The sequence below is a fragment of the Paenibacillus cellulositrophicus genome (assembly GCF_009363095.1).
Lineage (GTDB): Bacteria > Bacillota > Bacilli > Paenibacillales > Paenibacillaceae > Paenibacillus_AQ > Paenibacillus_AQ favisporus.
Genome location: NZ_CP045295.1, coordinates 3,989,223 through 4,004,887, shown reverse-complemented (window position 1 = coordinate 4,004,887; position 15,665 = coordinate 3,989,223). Strand labels below are relative to the sequence as shown.

The 15,665-nt window shown below is 55.9% G+C and carries 18 protein-coding genes; 5 read left to right on the top strand and 13 right to left on the bottom strand.

Annotated elements, in window-relative coordinates; all coding sequences use genetic code 11:
* The first annotated feature begins 167 nt into the window (after nt 1-167).
* Nucleotides 168-1,169 carry a phosphotransferase gene (locus GCU45_RS17950; RefSeq protein WP_167527156.1) on the top strand — a complete coding sequence of 334 codons (1,002 nt, stop codon included), beginning with the start codon at nt 168-170 and terminating at the stop codon, nt 1,167-1,169.
* Between the two features lie 16 nt (nt 1,170-1,185).
* The gene (locus tag GCU45_RS17945) at nt 1,186-2,094 is read left to right on the top strand and encodes a phosphotransferase (RefSeq protein WP_244364140.1); all 909 of its coding nucleotides are present in this window, start codon (nt 1,186-1,188) and stop codon (nt 2,092-2,094) included.
* 85 nt (nt 2,095-2,179) lie between these two features.
* Here the strand turns inward: GCU45_RS17945 and GCU45_RS17940 are convergent, their stop codons facing one another.
* Both GCU45_RS17940 and GCU45_RS17935 read right to left on the bottom strand, forming a co-directional pair.
* Entirely contained in the window at nt 2,180-2,500 is a 321-nt protein-coding gene (locus tag GCU45_RS17940; RefSeq protein WP_152399848.1) for an MGMT family protein, read from the bottom strand.
* A complete protein-coding gene (locus GCU45_RS17935) occupies nt 2,497-3,408 on the bottom strand; it encodes a LysR family transcriptional regulator (RefSeq protein WP_152399847.1) in 912 nt (303 codons plus the stop codon). Before GCU45_RS17935 ends, GCU45_RS17940 begins: the two co-directional genes overlap by 4 nt.
* A 167-nt stretch (nt 3,409-3,575) precedes the next feature.
* On the opposite strand from GCU45_RS17935, the gene GCU45_RS17930 reads away from it, so the two are divergent.
* Complete coding sequence (locus tag GCU45_RS17930) at nt 3,576-4,625, top strand: 2,3-butanediol dehydrogenase (protein ID WP_152399846.1); 1,050 nt, start codon at nt 3,576-3,578, stop codon at nt 4,623-4,625.
* 102 nt (nt 4,626-4,727) lie between these two features.
* Here the strand turns inward: GCU45_RS17930 and GCU45_RS17925 are convergent, their stop codons facing one another.
* The 11 genes from GCU45_RS17925 to GCU45_RS17880 all read right to left on the bottom strand — a co-directional run bounded on the left by GCU45_RS17925 (nt 4,728) and on the right by GCU45_RS17880 (nt 14,080).
* On the bottom strand, nt 4,728-5,588 hold the full coding sequence (locus tag GCU45_RS17925; RefSeq protein ID WP_152399845.1) for an AraC family transcriptional regulator: 861 nt from the start codon (nt 5,586-5,588) through the stop codon (nt 4,728-4,730).
* A gap of 278 nt (nt 5,589-5,866) precedes the next feature.
* A complete protein-coding gene (locus tag GCU45_RS17920) occupies nt 5,867-6,235 on the bottom strand; it encodes a YuzC family spore coat inner layer protein (protein ID WP_116233338.1) in 369 nt (122 codons plus the stop codon).
* Between the two features lie 70 nt (nt 6,236-6,305).
* Complete coding sequence (locus GCU45_RS17915; protein ID WP_152399844.1) at nt 6,306-7,601, bottom strand: glycosyltransferase family 2 protein; 1,296 nt, start codon at nt 7,599-7,601, stop codon at nt 6,306-6,308.
* Nucleotides 7,594-7,737 (bottom strand): hypothetical protein, encoded by a 144-nt coding sequence (locus GCU45_RS33815; protein ID WP_163882044.1) that lies wholly within the window; start codon nt 7,735-7,737, stop codon nt 7,594-7,596. Before GCU45_RS33815 ends, GCU45_RS17915 begins: the two co-directional genes overlap by 8 nt.
* A 21-nt stretch (nt 7,738-7,758) precedes the next feature.
* Nucleotides 7,759-8,634 carry a diguanylate cyclase domain-containing protein gene (locus tag GCU45_RS17910; protein ID WP_152399843.1) on the bottom strand — a complete coding sequence of 292 codons (876 nt, stop codon included), beginning with the start codon at nt 8,632-8,634 and terminating at the stop codon, nt 7,759-7,761.
* Between the two features lie 205 nt (nt 8,635-8,839).
* Nucleotides 8,840-9,202: a winged helix-turn-helix transcriptional regulator gene (locus GCU45_RS17905; RefSeq protein WP_076172132.1), complete on the bottom strand. Its 363-nt coding sequence runs from the start codon at nt 9,200-9,202 to the stop codon at nt 8,840-8,842.
* A 128-nt stretch (nt 9,203-9,330) separates the two neighbouring features.
* Nucleotides 9,331-9,897 carry a 6-phospho-3-hexuloisomerase gene (hxlB, locus tag GCU45_RS17900; RefSeq protein ID WP_152399842.1) on the bottom strand — a complete coding sequence of 189 codons (567 nt, stop codon included), beginning with the start codon at nt 9,895-9,897 and terminating at the stop codon, nt 9,331-9,333.
* Nucleotide 9,898: 1 nt separating this feature from the next.
* Nucleotides 9,899-10,531, bottom strand: coding sequence for a 3-hexulose-6-phosphate synthase (hxlA, locus tag GCU45_RS17895; protein WP_152399841.1), 633 nt, complete (start codon nt 10,529-10,531; stop codon nt 9,899-9,901).
* A 206-nt stretch (nt 10,532-10,737) separates the two neighbouring features.
* Nucleotides 10,738-12,012 (bottom strand): DUF4129 domain-containing protein, encoded by a 1,275-nt coding sequence (locus tag GCU45_RS17890; protein WP_152399840.1) that lies wholly within the window; start codon nt 12,010-12,012, stop codon nt 10,738-10,740.
* Complete coding sequence (locus tag GCU45_RS17885) at nt 12,009-13,100, bottom strand: DUF58 domain-containing protein (RefSeq protein ID WP_244364138.1); 1,092 nt, start codon at nt 13,098-13,100, stop codon at nt 12,009-12,011. Before GCU45_RS17885 ends, GCU45_RS17890 begins: the two co-directional genes overlap by 4 nt.
* 5 nt (nt 13,101-13,105) lie before the next feature.
* Entirely contained in the window at nt 13,106-14,080 is a 975-nt protein-coding gene (locus GCU45_RS17880; protein WP_152399838.1) for an AAA family ATPase, read from the bottom strand.
* A 416-nt stretch (nt 14,081-14,496) separates the two neighbouring features.
* Between GCU45_RS17880 and GCU45_RS17875 the strand changes: the two genes are divergently transcribed.
* Together GCU45_RS17875 and GCU45_RS17870 are read left to right on the top strand one after the other, a co-directional pair.
* Entirely contained in the window at nt 14,497-15,126 is a 630-nt protein-coding gene (locus GCU45_RS17875) for a hypothetical protein (protein WP_244364136.1), read from the top strand.
* A 72-nt stretch (nt 15,127-15,198) separates the two neighbouring features.
* A complete protein-coding gene (locus GCU45_RS17870) occupies nt 15,199-15,564 on the top strand; it encodes a DUF423 domain-containing protein (RefSeq protein WP_105445472.1) in 366 nt (121 codons plus the stop codon).
* Nucleotides 15,565-15,665: the final 101 nt, after the last annotated feature.

Here is a 15,665-nt window from a genome sequence, read left to right as displayed (position 1 = left end):
AGTCAACCCCTGTGCCAGCATCCATCGTTCCAGGAATCCATAAGCTTTTACGAAATCCAAGGCGAATGTCCATACCTTTCATGACAAAAAGAATACGATAAAAAATCAACGGTCACCACACCATGCGCTGCTGTCTAAGTTACTTTCTAACGGAGGGAGACCCACCCATGTCACATCTACTGAGTCAAAGGGAAATCCGCAGCATTTCCCGGCGTTTCCGTCTGCAAACCCTTCGCTCCACGCCTATCTCATCGCTTTACCGGAAAAACGCCGTGATCCAGATCCAGACGAACCTGGGCACGTTTGCATTAAAGCCGTATAACCGGAATCCCCACCTTCGCTCAGGTCTGGCTGCCCAAATCAAATCAGCCGCAAAGTATGTTCGTCTGTTAATGAACAACGACTATGGCTTTATGCCGGACTGGCTTCCTGCCGACTCGGGAAAGCTGTGGGTCATGCGCCAGGGGCAGCCTTATTATATGACGGAGTGGATTCATGGACGGCCGATGGGGACGGAGCAGGATTGTGAGCAGCTGGGCCATGCCCTGGCAAAGCTTCACACCCTCCGCTGCGGGCTGCCGCCAACACCGAAATCGGCTACCTTGGAGCAAGTTCGGCTGTGGAAAGTCAAGGATCGTTATCTGCGGAAAAACATGGTTCAAGCTGCTTCCGCGAATCCGGCGCTCCGAAGAACGATCAAGCAATACGGCGCGGCTTGGAAACGCTTCTCTGATGAGGCATGGTCCGAAATCCGCCATCCGGATATTTCGCGGCTTTGCACCCAGGAAAAGGCTAATCCGGCCTTAATTCACGGCGATATCACGCCGCCGAATGTCATTATCGCAAATGACGAGCGTCTTCATATTATAGACTGGGATTTTATCAGAGTCGGCTCCACCTATGCGGATACGGCCAAGACGATCATGAATACGACCGGGTTTAATACCGCATTCATAGAGGCTTTTCTTAGGGGATACGAAGGGATCCGGCCCTTAAGCCCACCGGAACGAAAATTGGTCACGGCATTATACGGCTTGCCGCGGGAAGCCTGGTATGCCGTCCGGTTCCCACGGAGCAACAGAAGCGCCGAGATGCTGAAGACCATGGACCAGACCTGGGTGCTCAGGCGTCAGGCGATGGAATACATGAGCAGGTGGGCAAATCTATAACCAAGGGGTGATGTTTGTGACGAACTTCAGGACCGGCATTGAAGAAACCTACGGCATGAGAATCCGTGAAATCAGACGGGTGAAGGACGTGTTCCGAATTCGGACTCGTCTGGGTACTTACTGCTTGAAGGGCTACGATGTTCAAGTGGAAGAAGTCTTCTATATAGCCCGGGTCTTTGCCTGCCTGGACGAACGGGGATTTACCCGCAGTCCAAAAGTATACCCTACAACCGTGCTTTCACCGGTCATGATCCATCAGGGCTCGGTGTACATGCTGACGAATTGGGTGCACGGAAGGCAGCCGGATTTTGGGTCAGCAGCGGATTTGAGGAAAGGTCTACGTGCGTTGGCCAGGTTTCACGCTGCCGCCGAAGGCTTTCCTGCAGGGGAGGCCCCCGCCTCTAGAATTCGTTATTTCGACTTGGAGAAAGATGTCTCGGATTATAAGGACCTGCTTGGGTACTACGAAAATACGCGACACTTAGTCCCTCCTTGCGAAGAAGTGATCAGCCGGCTGCGAGAGCCCGCCGTTCTTGCGGCGATGACAGCGGAGCAGCAGGCATCTGCTTTTATTCATGGAGATTATAATTATCCCAACTTGATTAAAGCTAAGCGGGGAAAGCTGCATCTGATTGACTTTGAAAACAGCTCACAGCATGTGCGAATGAAAGACTTAGCCCACATTCTCCACCGCAATTTTACCTGGAACGCGGGCGGAATGCTGCGCGCCGTCGAATATTACCAGCGGCACCGGCAGCTTAGCGCTCCGGATCTCTCCCTACTGCATGCACTGCTGTCTGCACCGTATCCCGTCGTCCGAAGCATCAAAATCGGCGGGATCCAGTCTGCCGCACGGGTCATCCCCTCTACAGACCGATTCTTGCAATATCAAAAAGAGCTGGGCGCATTGCTCGCTTCCTCCTGAATGTCCCGGCCGTATTTACCCTTCATCCATCGGGAAAGCGCCCCCCGCTACACTTATTGGAAGGGAGGGAGTCTGTGGCAAGGCCTCAGTCTGCCCCAGGCTCCGGATGATAGCGGTATGCCTCCAAGTCAATCCGTCCCTCGGCATCGACCTCTACCCCCTCGCCCTTCAAATACAGAATTTGCAGCATGCGCGGCTCCTCCTCCACAAGGGCGATCTCGCCTTTCGCGTTGACGACCCGGTGCCAGGGAAGACGGTGCTTCCTGCCCAAGGAATGAAGAATGCGCACGACCTGCCTTGCCGCTCTCCGGCTCCCCGCCAGCTCGGCGATTTGCCCGTAGGTCATCACGCGGCCCTCCGGTATATTTTGAATAATGTGGATGACGTTCATCGTAAAAGGCGTCATTGGCTTCTCCAACCTCCAAAACGGGATTCATGCTTAAAACGGTCGATAATATACTCATACGCCGGCCGCTTCCGGCTTTCCGACCAAATCCATCCAAAGTGGACCGGCTCCTGGACGAAGCCTTCAACATCCAGCATGACGAGGTTGTCGCGGAGTGGTCCGCCTAAGCTGTAAAAGGAATAATCATGCCCCACCGTCACGGCGAGACCCTCCTGCAATGCGCTCTGCACGGCTCCGCCGTTATTGGTCTTGAACAGGACCTGCACGGGTCCGAACTGGCGGGTAAATTCCTTGATGTATGCTTCGACATAATCGTCCTTATACAGCGCAAACCACTGCCTGCGGACTTCCTCAGGCGTCAGCGATTTGCGGGCGGCGAGCGGAGAGACGCGCGGTACAGCAATCATCAATTTGCCCGTATACACCGCTTCGAACGCAAGACCCTCCTGACGCAGCATGCTTTCCGGCAGACCTACAAAGCCAAGGTCCACCAGATCATGCCGGATATCGCTGATGATCTCCTTGGAACCCTTCTCCGATATTTCAAATTGAAGCCCGGGATGCTCACTGCGCAGCAGGGAAATAACCTTGACCAGCGCGGCCATTTCAGCGGGCATCGTGGCCAGCCGCAGCTCGCCGTTCAGCATTTGCGTCCGGTGCTCCGCTTCCAGCCGAATCTCCTGGATCATTTTGGCCGCTTCCGTCATCTTTTTGATGAGGCTCTGGCCCTCGGCCGTCGGAAACGTGCCCAGCCGGGAGCGCTTGAACAGCTTCAGACCCAGCTCATGCTCCAGGCTTGTGATCGCCTGGCTGACCGCCGATTGGGTAATATGCAGATTTCCCGCTGCCTCGGCAAGCGAGTTCACGCGGGCAACCTCCACCACATAAGACAGCTGATCGATATTCAACGAGCATATCTCCTTCTTTATATAAGTCTAGCTTAAGTTAAGGTAACCACAATTAAATTTATTTAAACATAATCCGAGAGTACAATAAAGGGGTAAGGTCCCTTTGCCCGGCTTATGGCAAGGGAGAATTCCCATCATCCACTTCTTGGACAAGGAGAGATATAGATATGAAAGCAGCCGTTTGGCATGGAATGAAAGACGTAAGAATCGAAAACGTCGAGGAACCCGTCGTGAATCCTGGGCAAGTGAAGGTCAAGGTGGAATGGACAGGCATCTGCGGCAGCGACTTGCATGCGTACCATCACGGTATCGGTGTACAGACCGGAGCGCCGCACCCGATTTCCGGAGAAATGGCACCGCTTACGCTGGGGCATGAATTCGCGGGTACGGTTGCCGAGGTCGGCGATGGCGTGACGAACGTCAGCGTGGGCGACCGGGTCACGATTGAGCCGCTGATCTACTGCGGGGAATGCGAATACTGCCGCCAGGGCCGGTATAACCAGTGCGAACGCTTCGGGTTCATCGGCCTGAACGCTAACGGCGGCTTTGCCGAATATGCCATCGTTCAGCCGTATATGGTGCATAAGCTGCCCGCTCACGTGTCGCTGGAGGAAGGCGCGCTGGTGGAGCCTACCGCCGTTGCCTTCCACGCCGTGCGCAGCAGCCGCATGAAGGTCGGCGACAAGGTGGCCGTGTTCGGTGTCGGGCCGATTGGTCTCCTTACCATTCTGTCCGCCAAGGCCGCCGGCGCAGCCCAAATCATCGCGGTGGACGTCTCGGATGAGCGGCTGGCAAAGGCTCAGGAGATCGGTGCGACGGCGATCATTAACGGGGCCCGCCAGAACACCGAGGAGGAAATCCTCGCATTGACCGGCACCGGCGTGGACGTGGCCTTTGAAGCGGCAGGCGCCCAGCCGACGTTCACCAATGCCGTGAGCACGGTCAAGAAGGGCGGTGAGGTTGTCGTGATCGCGGCGTTCGCCAAACCGGCCAGCATTGATCTGATGCAGCTGATGGTGAAGGAAGCGAGCGTTACCGCCATCCTGGCCTACCGCCACATTTTCCCTGAGATTATTTCATTGATCGCAAACGGTACACTGGACGTCAAGCAGGTGATCACGAAGAAAATCGCGCTGGACAACCTCATTGAGGAGGGCTTCGAGCTGCTGATCCAGGACAAAAGCCAGGCTAAAATTTTGACCAAAATCCAGCCGTAACGGCAGGCCGGAAATCAACGATTGCTTTTTCACTGGCACAACATCAACAAGGCCACCTCTAAAGAGGCGGCCTTGTTTGGGCTGGAGCGATTATACAAATCGTTACTTCACCGGAATCCAAATTTCCGAATACAGGTCCGGACTGGAAGGATCCTCGTCTGTATAAACCTCCAGCTCGGCGGTGCCGGTATACTCGTACCCGCTGGACGGAAACCATTCGGAGAAAATCCGCTTCCAGGCGCTCTGCATCGCGTCCGGCATCGGGCCGCGCACTTCGAACACGGCCCATTTGGATGCTGGGATGTCCAGCTTCTCCAAGCCTTCCGGCACCTCCTGGTCGCATTCGGTCGCAATCCAGTAGTCCATCTCCTTCGATCTCACCGGGCCCTGATCGACGCATACGCCGAGCACACCCTTGATCTGACCGCTGTTCACGCGGAACAACAGGTCGTTGACCCCGTTCTGGTGAACCTCCTGCCACATCTTCGGAATCCCCTCGAGGTTCTGGCCATTTTCATAGGAAAAGGCCCGCTTGACTCCAACGACCTGGAACGCTTCTCTCTCCACAATATGATATTTCACCGGTTCGGCTCCTTTCAGACTCACCTGGATGACCAGGCGGTTATAAAATTGCAGCTTCCCGATCCCTTTCCGCGCTTCCGTCGGGGTAACGCCGTGCTGCTTGCGAAAAGCTTTCGAGAACGCCTCGGGAGTGTCGTACCCGTATTTGCAGGCAAGGTCGATAATTTTGGTATCCGTTCCCGTCAGCTCCTTCGCCGCGAGAGACAGCCGCCTGCGCCGAAGATAATCGCCAATCGTAATGTCGGTCAGCAGCGTAAAGGTCCGCTGAAAGTGAAACGGCGACGAATGCGCCTGCTTCGCGATCTCCTCGATAGTAATGTCCTCGGAGAGGTGGTCCTCCATATAATCGATTGCCCGCTGCAGCGATTCTACCCATGCCATATATCCGATCACTCCTCGTAAGTCATCATAACCCCGTCATTCGCCAAAATCCTGTCATTCCGTGCTATTGCCGAACAGGTTGTCCGTTACATTCTTCCGTTAAACTTAAGTATACTACAGGAACACGGGGGTACAGCACTCCGTTTGGCGAAGGCAGCACAAATCAGGAGGCCCGGCTGTTTGTGAACTCCGCATAGAACGTCAAATAAGCCCGAAACACGAAGGTTCCGGGCTGCCAGTGGAAATGGAATGATCCTTACATATGCCGTTCAGTGTGTTTATTTTCCCCATTTCAGGAACATGGCCAGTTTGCAGCAAGGGTCGGTCTCAACTAACGGGTCGACGGTAATCCCGATTCCGCTCGGAGAAAACTCGGACGAAATCTTCGACTGGCTGCTGATCGACTTCATCAGCCGGTCCACCTCCTGCTTGTTGCCGGCCTGGGCGGCTGTCATCACCTGAACGGCAAAGGCATGGTCCGACAGCCTGTTAAGAATTTTGTAGCCCTCCTCCATCAGCGAATAATATCCCTGAATGGACTGGTTGAGGGTATCGGTCTTGATCTGCGGGTATTCACGAATCCATGAATAGTAATAGGGCCGCGGGTAATAATGGGGACACCATCCACCGTACGAGGGATAACTCATGGCGTGATCTCCTTTCTGTAGGCACCGGTCGGTCCATTATATGCCGCAGCTGGGCAATGGTGAGAGCCGCCTATCCAAAGCGCTTGGTTTTATACCATTTGCTCTGCCTGCCCGTCACTTTATCGACGATCATCGACCAGAAGGCCAGCAGCGAAATGACCAGAAACAGCTGGGCATACGTAAAGTAAGACGCACAGGACAGGATGAAGTTCCTGACGTTGCTCTGTCCGATATCGGTGGCCAGTGCCAGGTTGATCTGAAGAACATAAATGTAGTACATCAGAGCCCAGGCGATGACCAGATACACATACAGGTCACTGCTGAATTGGAACGGAGATACCGTATCCGGGTGAAAGAGCGCAATGATCTGGTACACGAGGTTGACGATAAAAATGAGGTCGGAAACGATAATCGCCACCATGAACCAAAAGTAACTTGCGGCATAATAAAGCACGTGCAGCTTGATCCGCCAGCTGCTCCGATTAAACAGCTGGTGGATATTGTCCACGACCACCTTGTAATTCCCTTTGGCCCAGCGCTGGCGCTGCTTCATGTAGACGTCGAGCCTTTCCGGCTCCTGCTGATAGGCTTCGGCCTGCGGTGCGAGCGCAATCAGCTGGCCGCGGCCCAAAATTTCGAAGGACACCGCCGTGTCTTCCGTGATGGCGTGCTCATCCCATCCCCCGATATCCTCCATAAGCGAGCGTTTGACGATAAAATTGGTCCCGGGGATCGTTCCCAGACCGAACAGCTCCCACAGACCAGTATGATGCACCCGCTGGATCGTGATCAGCTCCAGGTTGATGAATTGCGACAGCAGGTTCTGCCCGCGGTTGCGCGCTTTGTTGCGTCCGAACACCGCACCGTAGCGCTCAGGCTGCTCCATGGCTTTCTGAATCAGAAAGTAGAGGGCGTTATGCTCGGGTGCGGCATCAGCGTCATAGATGCAAATCCAATCGCCGGTGGCTTCCTTCATCGCATCATTCAGAGCTCCGGATTTTCCACCGGTGCCGGTTCTTTCCAAAATGAGCAGGTCCCTGTCTTTATAGCTGGTTCTGGCCTTCAGTGCCTTCAGCTTGTCCGCGGTGCGGTCGGTGCAGTTATCGGCGATCACGATGATCTGGACCTTGTCCGGGGGATAATACAGCTGCAGAATATGCTCCACTGTCGCGGTAATGACCAACTCTTCATTATGGGCGGGGACCATCACCGTTACGGTCGGAAAATCGTCCAATTGCCCGCTGCGCACCAGAACCCTTCGGTTCTGCCTGTACACAAACCGGATCGCCCCGGACATGATGACAATCGACTCCAGCACGGCGATCCAGATCGATACGATCGACAGGAGCAGGATGACGTCAGCCACTGAAATTCCCCCGATCGTATTTTTTATTAACCTTGGCCCGGAACATCAGCGTGGCGATTGTCAGCACCAGCACCGCTGCGGCAAAAAGGATGCTGACGCCGATACATACAGGTATAAACCATTGGGCATACGACATGCGGGCGCCCCTCCCTTCTTTTTATACATACTCACCGATCAGATCGGTCTCCGTATTGCGCTCCAAAGCGGCAATGACCGCATCGATATGTTCATATTTGCTGAACTGCTCCGGCTGGAACACGAGCGCCCCCGTGCGGACGACGAGCTTCAGCGGGCTCCCGCTCCGGTCGACAGCTTCAACATTCATCATAGCCTGTTTAATCCGGGCGGTGAGCTGCTGCAAATGCTCCTGATTCGTCATCGGATACAAGACCACAAAGCGCCCTTGGTCGATGAAAAATTTATAATCTTCGTAGCGGATCTGCTTCTGGATCGTGTGCGATAACTCGAGCAGCAGCCGGGCATACCGCCTGGAACCGAGCGACTCTTTGACGAGCGGCAAAAATTCGATTTTAAACATCGCCATACAGAAGTCGTAACGCTGCGGATAACGCTTGGCGAGATTGGAGTGTTTGATGACGGCATCCTCCAGGGACAGCTTGTTCCCGAGGGACGTATCGAGGTCCAGCTGCGGGCTCATGTCCTTCAAATCCTCCAGCCGCTCGATCAGTCTCCGGTTGCGGATCAACCCGGAATGAATCACGGAGGCCAGAATCATGTTGGCGGGAACGAGCAGCAGCCATGAGAAAGATAAGATATCCACATGTGCATAAGTGTTCAGCCACACAAAATAACTCACAAGATAAAAGAAGACGGCCACTGCCGTGACGCCGACCGGCATAAAGAAGCCGATCAGCAGCGCAGCCAATGTCCCCAGACTGAACAGCAGCTCCGGAGTGGTATAGGCTTGATCTGCATATACCTTGAGAAAAATAAGCAGCTCCTGAATCATGATGACCAACACAAGGATGAGATAGCCTGCTTCAATGCGTCGTGTCGGCGTTTGGTCTTTCATCGGCATCCTTCCTTTACAGCAGCTACAGCAGCCAAAATTGGAATCAATTTCTAATTATTACCCCATTTACAGGCGATGTCACAAAAAAATACCCCCGCAAAGCGGCGGCTTTTTACTCAGCTGCCTTGAGATTCTGCGAGGGATTGAACTTCATATTTTTTTAAGTACGTGAAAAAATTATTCCGATGAAGAGAATGCAGACCTGTTAATGATCGTCCTTCCAAATGACCCGGTCCCCATAATGACTGCCCCAGTCGTACATCATCTTCAGCACCGGCATCAGCGAGCGGCCATATTCGGTCAGCGAATACTCCACCCGGGGAGGGACCTCCGGATATACCTTCCGCGAAATCAGCTGATCGTCTTCCAGCTCCCGAAGCTGGTTGGTCAGCATTTTTTGGGTCACATTGGGGATCAGCTTCTTCAGCTCGCCAAACCGCTTCGTCCCCTCAAGCCCCAGATGCCACAATATAATCAACTTCCATTTGCCGCTGATCACGGCAAGGGTCAGTTCCTTCGCGCAATTGATTTCTTTTAAATTGATACGGTCTTTGATTTCCGTTGCCACGCTGCCACCTCCTTCTTATAGGATACTACACGATTCGCCTTTTCGCTTGATGCAAAAAAGAACCATCCCTCGGTCTGCGACCTCCGGGATGGCTCCTGTTTGGATGGGTATCTTTTTCAGGTGAAGCTTTACTCCAGGTTGGCGTGCCTGCCGAACATCTGGGAGGAATCTTGCCCCCGCTGCTCCATCAAGCGGAGAACGACGGCATCGTACAAAATGATCAAGGTTTGCTCAAACAGCGATCCCATCGGCTGAATAGTCGCCTTTTCTCCGCTGCCCGTTGTCTGCTGATCCTTCGGCGTACCCGGAATACAGACCGGGAAATCGGACAACCGGCCCAGCGTGGAATCCGGGTGAATGGTTGCGGTGACAACCGCTGCTCCGATCTCCTTGGCTTTCCCGGCCATCGTGACCAAGCTTTGCGTCTCGCCTGACCCGGACCCGATGACAAGCATGTCCCCCGGGCCGATTCCCGGTGTCACCGTCTCGCCGACCACATATGCGGTAATTCCGAGATGCATTAACCGCATGGCCAGCGCCCGGCCCATCAGGCCCGACCTGCCGGCTCCCGCCACAAACACATTTCCGGCTTCAAGAATCATGTCAGCCAACTGGTCCGCTTCTCCATCCGAGATGCGGGTAATCGATCGCTGCAGCTCCTTCGTAATTTCGAGAGCATAATCGGCCGTGTTCATCTTAGACCTGACTGACCAGCTGCTTCATCTGCGATGCCGCAGCCCGTTTGTCATCCTGACCGGTGATTCCCCCGCCCACAATAACCAGATCCGGGCCGGCCGCAATCACCTGAGGCAGCGTACTCAGCTTGATCCCGCCGGCAATGGCCGTTTTGGCGCGGTTTACCACCCGTTTGATCGTCAGCAGATCTTCAAAGGAGCTGATGCCTGCCGCCTGATGATCGTACCCTGAATGCACGCAGATATAATCCACGCCCATTTGGTCAATTTCCTTGGCGCGCTGTTCTATATCCTTCACATTGATCATATCGACCATGACTTTTGTGTTTTGCTTTCTAGCTTCTTCCACAGCTCCGCGGATGGTGGAATCGTCTGAGACGCCGAGCACGGTAATAATGCTTGCCCCGGCTTCGGATGCCTTCATGACTTCGTATCCGCCGGCGTCCATGATTTTCAGATCGGCCAGCACGCGCAGGGAAGGGAAGGCTTCTTTCAGTTCTTTCACCGCCCGAAGCCCCTCATTGATGACGATCGGCGTTCCAATTTCCACGATGTCTATATATTCAGCAACCTCGTTTACGATTTCCTTGGCTCCGGAAATATCGACAAGATCAAGTGCCAGTTGAAGTTCCATAGTGCGTTTGTCTCCTTTATGATCGATTTGGTTCGTGAACCACAACCCCATTGTAGTGGCTCTATTTCGCTTGCGTAAGTAGGCACTTTATCGTAATGAAGTTACCTCGGCGTAACTATTGGAAGTCCAAGAACACAAAAAAGGCCCCCTTTAGGGGACCTTCACGACCAAAAGTGTACCGCATCATGCTGGCCGGAGCAGGGCTTCTACTGCTCCTTTTTCCCGCCGTACCGCACGGCGTTATACCGCTCGATGAGCGTATGGACCGCTTCCGGCGCCATGCCGGTGAAGCTCTCTCCCGCCGCAAGCTCGGCGCCGTTCTCCGCAGGCGTACGGCTCGCCCGGAACGCGAATCCTTTTTTGACCGCACGGCGGATCAGGCTCTCGTAAGCCTGACGCGGGTCGCTGCCGCTGATGTCCTGCTCCTTGCGGAAGCGGCGGAACCGGCGGGGCTTGGCGGCAACGCGGTCGATTCGCTCGACCTCATCCACGAAGTCCGCCGTCTCCTCGGAAATGTGCCGGATCTGGCGCAGCAGCCCGAGCCGGTAAGCGAGGCGCCGAACCCAGCTTCGGATACGCTCCGGAAGCCAGCGCCGGAACAGCTTATACAGCAGCATCCCCAGCAAAACAAGAACAGCCAGGCAAAGAATGCCCAGGACGACATAGCCTATGACTTTCAGCCACATCGGGTGCTGCACCGGACCCTGATCCATTCCGGACAGATCGGGCATCATCGGATCGGCCGGTGCTTGCGGAGGCTGTTCCACAGACTGTCCGTCTCCTCCCAAGCCTTGGAGGAGAGACCGCAGGCCGTCCCGCAGGAAGTGGAGGATCGCACCAAGGCCCTTCCATCCGCTGAGCAGGGCGATAACGGCAATGACGATCCACGTCATCGAGCGGTTTGCCGTCAGGATCCGGCCGAACAGCTGACGGTCGGCCTGCTCGGCGTGTGAGGCGTCCCGGACCCGCTCGCCGTTCATGCGCAGCAGGAGGGCGAACAGCGTAATCATCGCCATCACGTACAGCGACGTGCGGTGCGGATGAAGGGCGCTGACCTGGCCGGCCGTAATGTACAGCACAAGCGAGGCGCTAAGGCCGATCAGCGGCAGCCGCTGCACCGCTGTCTTCCACCACTGCTTGCGCCCGGCGATCAGCCCGCGGATCGCAGCCGCCAGCAGGGCCACAGCGGCCAGCGCCGCGGCGAGCCGCAGCCCGAACACGGCCAGGGGCAGCAGGACCGCCGCCGCCAGCGGGATCGGCGTCCACAGGCGGCCGCCCCCGCTGCGGGACTGCTCCCGGCCGGCCAGCACGCCTGCAGCGTGAACAACCCCCGCGAGCAGCCAGATGAGCAGCGGATGGAGCGGCAGCGCATATGCCGCAAGCAGCACGGCCACAGGGTACAGCGAGGCGGACTCTAGCAGCGAGAAGTATATTGCTTCCCCGGCTCCCCGGTAACGGGCTTGCGCTTGCTGACGTATCATACCGCCGCCTCCCTCGCATCCGGCCATTCCGCAACCGATACGCGGTGACCTTTGTTCTCCAGTCCGTGGATGCTCTCCCGGACCGCTTCCGACAGATGGGCCGTTATGAGCAGATAATCGACCGTCTCTTCCGACTCGCGCTCCGCTTCCAGACGCAGCATTTCGTGGAATGACATCCGCGTCTTCATATCCACACCGGCCATCGCCTCCAGCACGCTCTCCAAATGGGCCGTGCCGTAATCCGGGTCGAGACGGAGCATGGCCTGGCTCTCCGGATTAACCGACGCATTATGGGTGAAGCCGGCGGCCATGCCCTGGTGAATCAGCGAAGCGGCACAGGTGGCCGCATAGGACAGCGCATCCTCGACCATCTCCGGCCGGGTCACCACGTTCCACATCTGCTCGGACACCTCGATGTTCAGGCAGATCATGACCCGCGGATCGGCGGTATAGCCGTGCTTGTGCACCTGAAGCTCGCCCGTTCTGGCGGTGGCTTTCCAGTGGATTCGGTTCATCGGATCCCCCGCGGCGTATTCCCGGATTCCGGTAATGAGGAATGGATCCTCAACGACCCAGCGCCGCACCGCGAGCTCCCCCTGCCATGTCTTCCAGGAGGAAGGCAGCTGGTCATCGCTCAGCAGCTCCGGGTAAACGACAAGCCGTTTGCTGAGCGTAATTTGCCGTGACGGGGTGTAGACCGCAAACAGGTCCCCGCCGGTCATCGTGGCCGAGTCCATCCGATAGATCCCCCGGCGGGTACACTGGATTTGATGCGTCCGGGTAATCCGGGTCCGGGGACGGAGCATAAATAAACTCGTATGATTCTGATAAATATTCCCCTCGCTGATCGAGGTTTCCCGGCTGCGCTTAAACATCAGGGACGAAGGAAGCATCGCTTCCAGGCGCAGCCAGGGCACCGGAAACATTTTGCCGTTTTCGATCACCTCGACCATTTCAATCCGGTCCCCCACGTAACAGGTTTCCGTGCTGAAATGGCGCTCATACGTCAGTTTCCGCAGCGATCCCCTGCCCAGGACCAGGCCCTGCAGCACCAACACGCCGCCGCAGGCCAGAAGCAGCCACAGCATCGCCATTATCTCACGCCGCTTTCCAGTCCCGCTTCGCTGGGAACTGCGATCTGATCCAGCACCTCAAGCAGAATGCGCCGGGCGGCCTCATGCTGCCCGCTGTAGCGCTTCTTGAGCACCAGTCTGTGAGCGCAGACCGGCTCCAGCAGATGCTTGATGTCATCGGGAAGTACGTACTCCCGTCCATTCAGCGCAGCATAAGCCTGCGCCGCGCGCAGCAGCGCCTGGGTTCCGCGAGGGCTGACACCAAGAGCCACTTCCGCATGGACGCGGGTCGCTTCGGCCAGGGATACGATGTATCCCATCAAGTCCTCGCTCACGTTCACCTGCGTGCACAGCTGCTGGGCTTCCAGCACCTCGCCGGCTGTTGCCGTGCGCTCGGCCCGCTCTGCAGTTAAGCCGGCCGGTCCCTGCGTCCGCTTCAAAATCTCCTTCCCTTCCGCTGCGGATGGGTACCCCAGCTTCATGCGGATCATAAAGCGGTCCATCTGGGCTTCGGGCAGCGGAAACGTGCCCTGGTTGTCGACCGGGTTCTGGGTGGCCAGCACCATAAATGGCCGCTCCAGCGCCATCGTCTGCCCATCAATGCTGACCTGCCGCTCCTCCATACACTCCAGCAGGCTGGACTGGGTTCTGGGCGTGGCCCGGTTAATTTCATCCGCAAGCACGATCCTCGAGAACAGCGGACCCGGGCGAAACTGAAACTCGCCGTCCTTCTGGTTGTAGAAATGGATGCCCGTCAAATCCGACGGCAGCAGATCGGGGGTAAACTGAATCCGTTGAAAGCTGAGCGACAGGGACGCCGCCAAACTTTTGGCAAGCAGCGTTTTACCGGTCCCCGGCACATCCTCCAGCAGCACATGTCCTGACGCCAGCAAGGCCGTTAGCAGCAGCTCCACTTCTCCCTCTTTGCCGACAATGACTCTCCCGATATTCTCTTTCAGTTTCACAGCCAACTCGCGAACTTGATTCACCTGCATTGCATTCCCATCCTCTCCTGTATGACTGCCCGCGCTTTAGGCAAAGCAATCAACGGTTTATGATTAAAGCGTTTACAAGTGTCTTTGATACCCCCGGCAGACTGGACCTGTACGCCGGGAACGGTTCAGCTACAGATCTTCCGGCAGGCCGTTCTCTATGACCGGACGGTTTTGCTATATTTTATCACCGACAGAAGCATTAATCACTATCAGGGGTAAAATCCGGCTAAATCGATTGAATTAACGTTTTGCTTGATCTTCCTGTTATAACAGCTCAATAGAAGCCTATAACATTCATTTCTTTAGTTCATTCTATATCAAACGCCCTATTTTTCGCCCCTCCAAGACAGTTGTCCCTCACAAAATCCGGCAAACATCACTAGGATGAACCATACCACAGACAAAGGATGGTTGATATGAGGAGGTATCTTAAAAGCCACGGCTGCGGTTATGCCCGCCGGCATATGGCAAGACGACTGAAGAGGCACTCTCGTTCACGGTCACAGGGCAAGCTCATCGTCAGCATCGTCCGAGGCGAAAAACGGCTGACGACCAAAGTTCCGCTCCGCAGGTTCGATAAGTTCGTGTTTGTCATTAACGATCAATTTACCAACGCCCCCAATACGACGCAGATCGCCAGCGGTGCAGGTCACAGCAGCGCGTCGGGAAGCAACGCGGCCATCGGTTCCCCGAATACGGACCAGCAGGTCAGCGTCGGAGCCGGAGGCACCGCCGATAACATCAGCATCCTCCGCGAGCCCGCCCACGCCTGCCGCGGTAAGCGGAAACGCTCGCGCCGCCGGAAGAAGGAAGCCATCTTCGTTCTGAATCATCAGCGGGTTGAAATGCCGGAGGGAAGCGAGGAGGCTGCCGCCACCCAAATTGCCAGCGGCTCCGGCACACACAGCACGAGCGGCACCAACTCCACCATCGACAGCCCTTGCACCAGACAGCAGGACTCGGTCGGCGGCGGACCCGGCGCTAGCGGCACGAACAAGTTTGTGAAGAAGAAAAAACGGAATCACCATATCCGCCGGCATTATTAAGAAAACAGATCAAATCCAACTCGTTGACGGCCGCCGCGCCAGAACGTATGATGACGCTTAGAGGTGATTGATGTGAACACGCTGCTCATTCTGGGCGGAATCATGATGTTTTTGGCCGTGGCCATCGGCGCATTCGGGGCGCACGCCCTGAAGGAAAGACTCGACGATAACCGGCAGAAAACCTATCAGACGGGAGTCCAATATCATTTGGCTCACGGACTTGGCCTGCTGTTGATGGGCCTCTATGCCCCATCCGCCGCACATGCGGGCACCATCCAGCTCGCAGGTTGGCTGCTGTTTGCGGGAATTCTGTTATTCTCGGGAAGCCTGTACGCGCTGAGCGTGACCGGCATCCGCAAGCTGGGGGCGATTACGCCGATCGGCGGGGTGGCCTTTTTGGCGGGATGGGTCGTATTCATCGTGGCTGTGGCTGGCTAACCGATTGAGAATAGGGCTGTTTCGTATAAATGCCCCTAGGCATGACAAAAGCCTGCAGATTTGCAGGCTTTTTCGTGTTATTCATGTTTAAAAAAATGGGG

Excerpts from the sequence above, each read along its gene's own strand:
- GCU45_RS17885 (WP_244364138.1), bottom strand. The coding sequence starts at position 13,100 with ATGCTGTGGCTGCTTCTGGCCTGCGGCGGCGTGTTGGTGCTGCAGGGC.
- hxlB (WP_152399842.1), bottom strand. The coding sequence starts at position 9,897 with ATGAACACGGCCGATTATGCTCTCGAAATTACGAAGGAGCTGCAGCGA.
- GCU45_RS17930 (WP_152399846.1), top strand. The coding sequence starts at position 3,576 with ATGAAAGCAGCCGTTTGGCATGGAATGAAAGACGTAAGAATCGAAAAC.
- GCU45_RS17910 (WP_152399843.1), bottom strand. The coding sequence starts at position 8,634 with ATGAAAGACCAAACGCCGACACGACGCATTGAAGCAGGCTATCTCATC.
- GCU45_RS17925 (WP_152399845.1), bottom strand. The coding sequence starts at position 5,588 with ATGGCATGGGTAGAATCGCTGCAGCGGGCAATCGATTATATGGAGGAC.
- GCU45_RS17875 (WP_244364136.1), top strand. The coding sequence starts at position 14,497 with ATGAGGAGGTATCTTAAAAGCCACGGCTGCGGTTATGCCCGCCGGCAT.
- GCU45_RS17950 (WP_167527156.1), top strand. The coding sequence starts at position 168 with ATGTCACATCTACTGAGTCAAAGGGAAATCCGCAGCATTTCCCGGCGT.
- GCU45_RS33815 (WP_163882044.1), bottom strand. The coding sequence starts at position 7,737 with ATGTCGTATGCCCAATGGTTTATACCTGTATGTATCGGCGTCAGCATC.
- GCU45_RS17880 (WP_152399838.1), bottom strand. The coding sequence starts at position 14,080 with ATGCAGGTGAATCAAGTTCGCGAGTTGGCTGTGAAACTGAAAGAGAAT.
- hxlA (WP_152399841.1), bottom strand. The coding sequence starts at position 10,531 with ATGGAACTTCAACTGGCACTTGATCTTGTCGATATTTCCGGAGCCAAG.
- GCU45_RS17940 (WP_152399848.1), bottom strand. The coding sequence starts at position 2,500 with ATGACGCCTTTTACGATGAACGTCATCCACATTATTCAAAATATACCG.
- GCU45_RS17890 (WP_152399840.1), bottom strand. The coding sequence starts at position 12,012 with ATGATACGTCAGCAAGCGCAAGCCCGTTACCGGGGAGCCGGGGAAGCA.
- GCU45_RS17920 (WP_116233338.1), bottom strand. The coding sequence starts at position 6,235 with ATGAGTTATCCCTCGTACGGTGGATGGTGTCCCCATTATTACCCGCGG.